Below are 10,860 nucleotides of genomic sequence, written 5' to 3'. Positions count from 1 at the left end.
AATCGAGAGATTCATAAGAAAACGTCATCCTTTCTAGTCTAGCTTTTTTAGAAAGAATAACGTTTTTTTACACTTGGGGGTAGTGAAGATTTTTAAGTTGATGGGCATGGGGTTTTATCCACATTACATTTCTTTCGAAAAATAAAAAAATACAGATTAGGATTTACCTCATCTGTATGTATCATTTACTTTTATATAAAATGAAAGACGCCTGCAAAGCAGGCGTCTTGATGCGTTTACGGCGAGAGACCAGGCGACCACATTCGCGTGTTTAGCACTTAAGCATATCTCTCGTCTTACGTAAATTAGCTCATCGCTTTGCTAATATAACATTAATAAAGTATAAGTGCAACATGTTTATAAAAATATTTTATTTCCTCTGTTATCCAAACGAACAATATGTAAATTATAAATTGATAATTGCAACATATATGTTACAATTAATGTAACAGCGAAATCATCATAAAACAGTAGATGGATATTATGAAAAAAATAAAGGATGAACGTCTCATTCTGCAAACATTAAAAAACGTGCATATCGCCTTTCTTTTTCAGTCACTTGGTATAATTGGAATTTTAAGCTACATCGGATTCACTGAAGGAATGGATCAAATTACGAAATCTCCATTGTGGCTATTATTTATGTTTACAAGTATTTTACTTGCTTATTTACAGTTAAGTGTTTCAATCGATGTAGAAGAAGGCGAAAAGGAAATACAGTTAACTCCTTATTACAAACTTATCTTCCACTCCCTTATTGTAGGAATCGTTACGGCTATTATTTATATTATTTTCAGTCCAGAAAGACCACTGTTTGAAGCTATTTTAACAGGTAGTATTCTTTTCATATGCTTTTTAGTTTCTTATTCCGTTAGTTATTTTATTAAAAAACGTCGCTTACAAGACAACGATGAATAAAGAGGAAGGGCTATCCCTTCCTCTTTTGTTTTGTTATCGCACTGTACCAGTTAAACCGTAACGAATGTCTCGGAACATATTCACTATGTCACGATTAAAATCGTTTGTAACTGTACCGTTACGTAGACGCGTACTCATTGCATCGACACGAGTAAACATATCATTTCTTACAGAAACATATACGTTTCTGTTTCCAACTTCATTTGAAACCGCTTGACGAATTTCGTTCGCCATCGCCGTTTCATTTGTCACTGTGTTACGTGGTTTTACCGCAATCGCTACATCGTTTCCATATACAACTGTAGACACACGGTCTACGTTATTCATACGTTTCACACGATTTGTTATTCTTTCAGCTGTTTTACCATCATTGTTAATGTATGAATTGTTCATTGTAATATTACGAGTTGGATGCGGATTAGCAATTTGTCCATTGTAATTTACATCTCGATAATAATTGTATCCTGTATCGTTACGACCATTTCTATATGTTACATAATCTGTATAACGATCATTACGTGTCACATTATCACGATACTGGTGTGTATCATTATAAGATGTACGCTCGTAATTGTAGTTACGTCCATCCATTGCATTGTTATCTTTCGGTGTACCACATGCAGCTAATGCACTGGTAACTAACAAAGAAGCAGCAATCACTTTTACTTTCGTATTCAATACAAAAACCCCCTCTGTTAGAATGAGCTTCTCTACTGAAAAGCTCCCTCTTATGATGAGTAACCGAGAAGGTTTTTACACTGTTAATATTTCACTAGGAATTTTCTAGCACTTCATAAAAAAACTTCATTTTCTTAATTAACAGGAATGCAAAAAAGGCGGGAATACTCCCGCCTTTTTAAACTTCTTCTTCGTTCTCTTCTTCTGAAACGGGCTCTCCAAATACATTCGGTGGATCTGGTTGATAATACATCGTTCCTGGCTGTGGTGCATATGCAGACTGAGTTGGTTGATAATATAAAGGATTCGCATATTGCGGACCGCCTGGTTGTGGACTATATAGTCTACTTTCTCCTCCGCATCCACAATCTTCCTCACCCTGCACAAGCGGTGGCATATTATTATCCATTGGCATCATATTCGGGTTTGGCATAGACGTATATTGCGGTCCAAACGGCGCTCCTTGCTGATATGGCATTTGATATGGATTTGGTTGTTGATAATACGGATTCGGCGGCATCATGGGCTGTTGATACGGCATTTGATAGGGCATCATATTGGGTGGTTGATTGTTATCCATGATTGGCATCATATTAGGCATTTGATTGTTATCCATAATTGGCATTATATTCGGCATTTGATTGTTATCCATGATTGGCATCATATTCGGCATTTGATTGTTATCCATGATCGGCATTATATTCGGCGGCTGGTTGTTATCCATAATTGGCATTATATTCGGTGGCTGGTTGTTATCCATAATTGGCATTATATTCGGTGGCTGGTTGTTATCCATGATTGGCATTTGAATATTTGGCATTTGAATATTTGGCGGTATGACTTGTGGAATAACTACATTTTCTTTCGATACATTTGGCGATACTATATTCCCTACATTCTCTTTCTTCACTTGTGGTGACACTATATTCCCTACATTTTCTTTCTTCACCTGAGGCGATACTATATTTCCTACATTTTCTTTCTTCACTTGTGGCGATATTATATTCCCTACATTTTCTTTCTTCACTTGCGGCGATACTATATTTCCTACATTTTCTTTCTTCACTTGCGGCGATACTATATTCCCTACATTTTCTTTCTTCACTTGCGGCGATACTATATTGTTTTTTTTCGTTTGCGGAGAAATGATATTGTTAGGTTTCATTTTACTAATTTGAGGAGCAATTAACTCGCTTCCTTTTTTTATTACATCTGAAATTTTATATTCTTTTTTCGGTTTTATTGGTGGTTGTGGCGGCTGCGGTAATACATTTACCGAAAACTTCGTGTTTTCTTTTTCCGCCGGTTTTTGTTTTTCTATCACAGGTGGTTTTTGAATAACAGACGGTTTTTCAACTGGTTTTTCTTTTTGAATTGGCTGTTCTTTTTGCACTTCTTTTTGCGGTTTCACCTGTACCTCTTTTTGCGGCTTTACCTGTATCTCCTTCTGTGGTTTCACCTGTACTTCTTTTTGCGGCTTTACCTGCATCTCCTTCTGCGGTTTTACTTGCACTTCTTTTTGTGTTTGTTGCATAGCTGGCTGCTGTGTAATTGGTGCTGATTGATACGTAACTTCTTCTTCATCTTCTATTCCAAGCGGAGTTGGTGTTGCTGCAAATTCTTTTTGCTGCACTTCTTTTACGTATTGCTTTGGAGGCGCTGAACCTGCTCCAGCCTGTTGTTTCATGTGAACACTCTTGGATGGCACTTTAATTTTCATACCTGGCATAATTAAATCTGGATTACTAAGTTGTGTATTTGTTTTTTTCAACGTGTCAAAATCCACTCCGTACTTTTTCGCAATTTTCCAAAGGGTATCCCCTTTTTGCACGATATGAATTTTCAAATTTTCCCCCTCCTGTATAACTTATCTATAAGTAACAAATCTCATGAAGTAACTCTTTCTAAATAACATTAACTTCTTTTCACTTTTATCACTTCTTCGATTTTCAATATCATTCGAAGCGGAATAAGCATAAAGAACCACAATGATTTCTTCAAAACAATGTATGCCCATTTCGTTCTCGTTATGATTATATGTATGAAAAAAAGCAACGGGAATACCGTTGCTTTACACACGCTCTAACATACGATTTAATGCAAAAACCGCTTCTGTCGTTACTTGTTTATCTACGCTAATAACGTTAATTTCTTCTCCTCTTTCTATCGTTTCAAGTGCCCATAATAAGTGAGGCAGATCAATTCGGTTCATCGTTAAGCACGGACACATAAATGGATTAAGTGAAACAATTTCTTTATCTGGATGTTGCTGAATAATTCGGTTCACTAAATTCATTTCTGTACCAATCGCCCATTTGCTACCAGATGGCGCTGATTCAATCATATCAATAATATATTTCGTTGAGCCTGCATAATCTGAAGCAGCTACAACTTCATAGCAACATTCTGGATGTACAATAATATTCATATCCGGATGATTTTTTCGTACACTCTCAATATTCTTCATTGTAAAATTTTGATGAACAGAACAATGTCCTTTCCATAAAATCACTTGAATTTCTTCTATATCCCCATCGTACTCTAATGAATCTGTGTGTGGGTCCCATACTGCCATTTTATCTAACGGGATACCTAAATCGTGCGCTGTATTTCTCCCTAAATGTTGGTCTGGTAAAAAGACGAGACGTTCTTTTTGAGTAAACGCCCAAGATACCATTTGCTTTGCATTAGAAGAAGTTACTGTTGCTCCTCCGTTACGACCACAAAACGCTTTAATTGCAGCTGTAGAGTTCACATATGTTAACGGAATCATCGTATCTCCAAATAATTTCGTGAGCTCTTTCCATGCTCTTTCTGTTTGTTCAATATCTGCCATATCCGCCATCGAACAACCTGCACGCATATCTGGTAAGATGACAACTTGATCATCTGTAGTTAACATATCTGCTGTTTCCGCCATAAAGTGCACCCCGCAAAACACAATATATTTTGCATCTTTATTGCTCGCTGCAACTTGCGCAAGCTGAAGTGAATCCCCTGCTGCATCTGAAAATTGTACCACTTCATCTTTTTGATAATGATGCCCTGGAATGAATAACATTTTCCCCATTTTCTCTTTAATTTCACGAACACGCTTTTCCATATCTTCCGTTGACATTGTGTAATAACGCTCTGGTAACATCGTTTCAATTGGCTGTACTTGTTCTAAAATACTCATATACGTTTCTCCCCCTCTAAGCCACTTTCCTTACTCTTCAATATTGAAACTAATATCAAGTGCTTTCACTGAATGTGTTAACGCTCCAAGTGAAATATAATCTACCCCTGTTTTTCCGTATTTCGATAAATCTTCAATTGTGATGCCTCCTGAAGCTTCCGTAACGATGGCACTTGGTACAATCTTTGAAAACTCCCGGATTTCATCTGGCGTACGATTATCGAACATAATAATATCCGCACCAGCAGCGACAGCCTCTCTCACCTGTTCCTCAGTTTCTGTTTCCACTTCTACTTTCACCATATGTCCTAACTTTTCTTTCACTGATGTAACAGCTTTTGTAATAGAACCAGCAAAAGCAATATGATTGTCTTTAATCATGACACCATCATATAAACCGAAGCGATGATTAAATCCACCGCCGCACACGACTGCATACTTATCAAACATACGCAGTCCTGGCATCGTTTTTCGCGTATCACAAATACGAGTATAGCTACTATCTAAAGCAAGAACCGCTTTACGCGTCATCGTCGCTATTCCACTCATACGCTGAATAACGTTTAATATAACGCGCTCTGCTGTTAATAACGATGCGATTGGACCTTGCACTGTTGCAATAATTTCTCCTTTTTCTACAAGATCCCCATCTTTTTTATGAAGCTCTATTTCAATTCTCTCATCAATTAATTTAAATCCTGATTCAATTACTAAACATCCTGCAAAGACCCCTGTATCCTTCGCAAGAAACGTTCCTTTCGAAAGCAAGTTATCTGGAAAAATAAGCTGAGATGTTACATCTCTTTCTCCTATATCTTCTAAAAAAAATCGGTTTAATGCTTCTTTAACTTTTATCGTGTTCATAAAGCCTCTCTTCCCCTCATCACACAAGTTGTCGTTTTCTCTTTACTCGAACAATCTCTTTCTTTCCTATATTTCTATCTGGATAATCACTCCGGTAATGCCCGCCAATACTTTCTTCTCTTTGCAAGGCTGACACAACTATAAGCTCACAAACCGTTAACATATTAATAAGCGTTATCTCTTCATTCGTAAGAACATCATGTTGTAATATCATATTTCGAACACCATACTTACTAAGCCATCTCTTCGCATAAGATAAACTTTGCTCTGTTCGCACAATCCCAACATATTTCATCATGCATTTTTGTATTTCTTCTTTCGTCGGTAAATGATTCAGAACGATAAACTTTGCTTCCTTTTCGGCTAGCATGTTCACCTTTTCTTTTGTCTCTCTAGATAAAATGTGTCGTCCGATTCTTTTTCCAAACACAAGACCTTCTAATAATGAATTACTCGCTAATCTATTTGCACCATGAACCCCGTTACAAGCTACTTCACCGACTGCGTATAAGTTCGGAATAGACGTCTCTCCATCACAGTTCGTTTTCACGCCGCCCATGTGAAAATGAGTACCAGGCACGACTGGAATAAGTTTTTTATTTATATCGACTCCATTTGTTTTACATATCGATGACACGGTCGGAAAGCGTTGTTCAAAGTTTTGAATCATTTCGATGTTTAAGTACACTTTTTCACCCGCAAGTAGCTGTTCATGAATAGCCCTTGCGACTACATCACGAGGCGCTAAATCCTGTTCGGAATGTATATCCATCATAAAACGCTGCCCTTTTCCATTTATAAGGACAGCTCCTTCTCCGCGAACAGCTTCGGACACAAGACCAGAACAACGCCCACCCGCGTATAACATCGTCGGATGAAATTGTATAAACTCTAAATCTACAAGCTCTCCGCCTGCACGGTACACCATTGCAAGTCCATCGCCTGTAATCGTCTCATCATTAGAAGTAAAGGCGTATAAACCGCCAATACCGCCTGAAGCTAACACCGTATAATCTGCATTGTAACGTTTCAATTCTCCTTTATTGTTGCGAGTTAAAGCCCCAACACATTTATCTTTTTCTATAATAAAATCGAGCACCATTTCCTGTTCCACTACCGTAACGTATGGAGCTACTTCTTGAATAAGATGCTCTAATAAATTCTTTCCTGTTGCATCGCCACCTGCATGTAAAATACGACGTTTTCGATGCGCTCCTTCTTTTCCAAGATGAGGACCTGTTTCATCTCCATCAAATTTCATTCCATTTTCAATAAGGTTATTAATTTCTTTCGGTCCTTCCTCGACTAAATAACGGACCACTTCTTCATTGTTATAATGACACCCTGCTACTAGCGTATCTTCAAAATGATCATTAGGATTGTCGTATGTAGCTACCGCTGCGGCAATTCCACCTTGAGCTAAATGTGTATTATTATTACGTTTCGTCTCCTTTGTGATAATAATCACATTCTTTTCGTGACAAATCTCTTTTGCAACACGAAGTGCCGCAACGCCACTTCCAATAATTAAGACATCTGCGCTTGGCATAATTGTTGCCTCCTACTTTACACTTTTCAACTGTCTTGACACCTATATTTACATAGTTTTAAAATAATGACAAGAGTTTTTTTATAATTCTTATTTTCACTACCATTTAAAAAGTAAAAGAAATGTAACTCTTACTAGAGAGAGGAACTTACATGATGATATATCTTGACTATGCAGCTACTACACCTATGAGCGAGGAAGCGTTACAAACATATATGAAAGCAGCATCGCAATACTTCGGAAATGAACAAAGTTTACATGATATTGGAGGAACGGCTTCTTCTTTATTACAAGTTTGCCGAAAAACATTTGCGGAAATGATTGGAGGAAAAGAACAAGGAATATTTTTCACAAGTGGTGGATCGGAATCGAACTATCTTGCAATCCAATCACTTCTAAATGCCCGAAATAAGAAGCATATTATTACGACACCTATGGAACATGCATCCATTCGAAGTTATTTTCAATCCCTAAAATCAAAAGGCTATACGATCACTGAAATTCCTGTTGATAAAAATGGACTCATTTGTTTAGTAGATTTAGAGGCAGCTATTACGGAAGATACTGTGCTAGCAAGTATACAGCATGGAAACTCTGAAATCGGAACCGTTCAAAACATTACAGAAATCGGGGCACTTTTAAAAAAATATAATGTTTTATTTCATACGGATTGTGTGCAAACGTTTGGTAAACTGCCTATCCATGTTTTTGAGATGGGGATTGATAGTCTTTCTGTTTCAGCACATAAAATATACGGACCAAAAGGTGTCGGCGCTTGCTACATAAATCCGCAAACTCGCTGGGAACAAGTATTTCCAGGAACTTCTCACGAAAAAGGATTTCGCCCAGGTACAGTGAACGTTCCCGGCATCGCATCTTTTTTAACAGCTGCTGAAAATATATTAAAAACTCAATGGGAAGAAAGTTTACGTTTTAAAGAGTTACGATCCTACTTTTTAGAGCAAATACAAACACTTCCGCTAGAAATTGAAGTAGAAGGTCATTCTACTTCTTGTTTACCACATATTGTTGGGGTTACAATAAAAGGAATAGAAGGTCAATATACTATGCTAGAATGTAATCGCCATGGTATCGCCATTTCCACCGGAAGTGCTTGCCAAGTCGGTAAACAAGAACCTTCGAAAACTATGCTTGCAATTGGAAAAACGTATGAAGAGGCAAAACAATATGTCCGCTTCTCTTTCGGACAACAAACAACGAAAGATCAAATTGATACTACTATTCATGCACTACACACAATTGGAAATCAATTTTATAGAGGTGTTAAATCATAATGAAACAAAATGAACAAAAAAAGATTTTAGGTGAAGAAAGACGACAGCTTATCCTCCAGTGGCTTCTTGCTGCAAATGAACCGTTATCGGGGAATGAACTATCGAAAAAGACGAACGTAAGTAGACAAGTTATCGTGCAAGATATTTCCTTGCTTAAAGCACGAAACGAACCAATTATTGCAACTGCTCAAGGCTATTTATATTTAAAGCCACAAGAGAAACAACAAACTTTCGAACGCGTAATCGTATGCCAGCACAAACCAGCAGAAGTACGTCAAGAACTTACAATGCTTGTTGACCACGGCGTTACGATTAAAGACGTAAAAGTTGAGCATCCTGTATACGGTGACTTAACAGCATCCATTATGGTAAGCAATCGCTTTGATGTAGAGCAATATTTACAAAAAATCGAAAACACAAACGCTTCCTATCTATCGCAACTAACAGATGGTATTCACTTACATACAATTGAAGCAGATTCTAAAGAGAAGTTAGATGCTGCTTGCGAAGCTTTAGATAAAGCAGGATTTCTCGTTTATTAATGTAAAGCACAGAGTTTTTATCATTCTCTGTGCTTTTTTAATGCTATAATATTGTAATCAATCGTAAAGGAGATCAAATATGGGAATTGAACTCGTTCACTTTAGCATTGGGAAACCGAAACAAATGAAATATAGCGAAGATAAAGAAATGATTACCGGTATATGTAAAGAACTTACCGAAGAAGCTTTCCTATCAAAAGATGGCTTCCTTGGTGATGATGTAGCAGATTTAAAACACCACGGTGGACCTGATCGCGCAGTTTGTGTGTACTCACACGAGCATTACGCACTATGGGAAAAAGAATTTCAAACAACACTTCCAGCTTCCGCATTTGGCGAAAACATTACCGTAACAAATATGTTAGAGCATGATGTTTGCATCGGAGATACATACAAATTAGGTGAAGCGATTATTCAAGTGACACAAGCGCGCGTACCTTGTAGCACAATTTCAAAACGCCTTGGCATCCCTGGCATACTGCCGCGTATTGTAGCAACTGGATTTACTGGCTACCTATGCCGCGTTCTTCAAGAAGGTACTGTACGTAAAGATTCAAAAATCACATTACTAGAACGTCCATCAAGCAATGTTTCTGTTTTATTCTCTAACGAAATTTATTTTCATAATAGAAAAGATAAAGATGGCATCGAGAAGATTCTTGCTGTTCCAGAACTAGCTGATATTTGGCGTGGTCAATTAGAAGATCGTCTTGCGAAGTTGAAATAAAGTGAAACTTTAATCAGTGGGGGTTTTGTTCATTCCCCACTGATTATCAGCCCGATCCCCTCATAACTTCTTCACTTTCGCTGAATTTTGAGGTGGGGCTCTTACTGCCCGGCAAATAGCGGGATAAAGAATCCCACCTTCTGCAGGTGGGATTTTATTAATCTATTAAAAAATATATTAGGCAATGAAATGATATTGACGATTAGACAAATACCAACATTCCATCTACATCTTACAACCAATAAGAAGAATAACTCCCCAGCACAGTAACAGAAAAACCGAGTGCTTCAAGTTCCATCGTTACGCCTGGCAATAATACGTCATCGTATGCTTTATCGACATCGATTAAGAAAAAGTAATTTCCAAGACCTGTTTTCATCGGACGCGATTCGATTTTTGATAAGTTTAATTTTCTCCATGCGAAAGCTGATAACACTTGATATAGGGCACCTGCATAATCTGCAGGTAACGTTATCATAAGCGTCGTTTTCTCTCCGCGGTTCTCTCCGTTATTCGGGAGTACTGCTTTCTTTTTCTTATGGAGTACTAAGAAACGTGTGTGATTATTTTTATGCGTATGAATACTACGTCTCACAATTGTTAATCCGTATTTTTCTGCAGCCGCTTCATTTGCAATAGCGGCAATTTTCTCTTCAGGATGTTCTTTCACATATTGTGCAGCAGCACTTGTAGATGTCATATCTCGAACAGTTACTCCTTTTAATTCTTCATTTAAAAATTTATGGCACTGTGCAATGGCATGCGGATGAGAATGCACTGCATATACTTCATCCCACACTTCTGCATACTGCGGATGTACAAGTAAATGCTGCTGAATTGGTACTGTAATTTCTCCTACAATGGAAAGTGGCTGCTCATGTACAAGGTAATCAACCGTTATATTCACTGAACCTTCTATTGCATTTTCTAACGGTACAACTGCGAAGTCTACATTTTCATTTGCAGCTGCATCTATACAATCTGGAATCGTTCGATACGGTACATGCTCTGCTTCCGGAAAAAAACGACTCACCGCCATATTTGTAAATGTTGCTTCTGGTCCTAAATATCCTACTCGAATCATCGTCTTTTCCCCTCTTTTTCGTTTT

9 protein-coding genes and 1 pseudogene are annotated in these 10,860 nt (G+C 37.6%); 4 read left to right on the top strand and 6 right to left on the bottom strand.

Annotation, left to right across the window (positions count from 1 at the left end; genetic code table 11):
• The first annotated feature begins 483 nt into the window (after positions 1-483).
• Positions 484-918, top strand: coding sequence for a branched-chain amino acid ABC transporter substrate-binding protein (locus MR168_RS14580; RefSeq protein WP_242291405.1), 435 nt, complete (start codon positions 484-486; stop codon positions 916-918).
• Between the two features lie 33 nt (positions 919-951).
• On the opposite strand, the gene MR168_RS14575 is transcribed toward MR168_RS14580, so the two are convergent.
• From MR168_RS14575 to nadB, 5 genes and pseudogenes are all read right to left on the bottom strand, one after another.
• The gene (locus tag MR168_RS14575) at positions 952-1,596 is read right to left on the bottom strand and encodes a YhcN/YlaJ family sporulation lipoprotein (protein WP_001093537.1); all 645 of its coding nucleotides are present in this window, start codon (positions 1,594-1,596) and stop codon (positions 952-954) included.
• A gap of 1,689 nt (positions 1,597-3,285) precedes the next feature.
• A pseudogene (gene safA, locus MR168_RS33905) lies at positions 3,286-3,442 on the bottom strand (SafA/ExsA family spore coat assembly protein); the annotation flags it as partial.
• Positions 3,443-3,667: 225 nt separating this feature from the next.
• The gene (gene nadA / locus MR168_RS14565; protein WP_000025336.1) at positions 3,668-4,774 is read right to left on the bottom strand and encodes a quinolinate synthase NadA; all 1,107 of its coding nucleotides are present in this window, start codon (positions 4,772-4,774) and stop codon (positions 3,668-3,670) included.
• 30 nt (positions 4,775-4,804) lie between these two features.
• A complete protein-coding gene (gene nadC, locus MR168_RS14560) occupies positions 4,805-5,638 on the bottom strand; it encodes a carboxylating nicotinate-nucleotide diphosphorylase (RefSeq protein ID WP_001092209.1) in 834 nt (277 codons plus the stop codon).
• 19 nt (positions 5,639-5,657) lie between these two features.
• Positions 5,658-7,187: an L-aspartate oxidase gene (gene nadB, locus MR168_RS14555; protein ID WP_001138531.1), complete on the bottom strand. Its 1,530-nt coding sequence runs from the start codon at positions 7,185-7,187 to the stop codon at positions 5,658-5,660.
• Between the two features lie 152 nt (positions 7,188-7,339).
• On the opposite strand from nadB, the gene MR168_RS14550 reads away from it, so the two are divergent.
• The 3 genes from MR168_RS14550 (at position 7,340) to MR168_RS14540 (ending at position 9,751) form a co-directional block, all read left to right on the top strand.
• A complete protein-coding gene (locus MR168_RS14550) occupies positions 7,340-8,482 on the top strand; it encodes an IscS subfamily cysteine desulfurase (protein WP_000973766.1) in 1,143 nt (380 codons plus the stop codon).
• Positions 8,482-9,024 (top strand): transcription repressor NadR, encoded by a 543-nt coding sequence (locus tag MR168_RS14545; RefSeq protein WP_000812275.1) that lies wholly within the window; start codon positions 8,482-8,484, stop codon positions 9,022-9,024. Before MR168_RS14550 ends, MR168_RS14545 begins: the two co-directional genes overlap by 1 nt.
• A 79-nt stretch (positions 9,025-9,103) precedes the next feature.
• Positions 9,104-9,751: an MOSC domain-containing protein gene (locus MR168_RS14540; protein WP_000510698.1), complete on the top strand. Its 648-nt coding sequence runs from the start codon at positions 9,104-9,106 to the stop codon at positions 9,749-9,751.
• A gap of 232 nt (positions 9,752-9,983) precedes the next feature.
• On the opposite strand, the gene pheA is transcribed toward MR168_RS14540, so the two are convergent.
• Positions 9,984-10,835: a prephenate dehydratase gene (pheA, locus tag MR168_RS14535; protein WP_000621701.1), complete on the bottom strand. Its 852-nt coding sequence runs from the start codon at positions 10,833-10,835 to the stop codon at positions 9,984-9,986.
• Positions 10,836-10,860 lie beyond the last annotated feature (25 nt).

Origin of the sequence: Bacillus cereus group sp. BfR-BA-01356, assembly GCF_022663635.1 — a bacterium.
Taxonomy (GTDB): domain Bacteria; phylum Bacillota; class Bacilli; order Bacillales; family Bacillaceae_G; genus Bacillus_A; species Bacillus_A cereus.
This window is presented reverse-complemented; position numbering and strand designations above follow the sequence as displayed.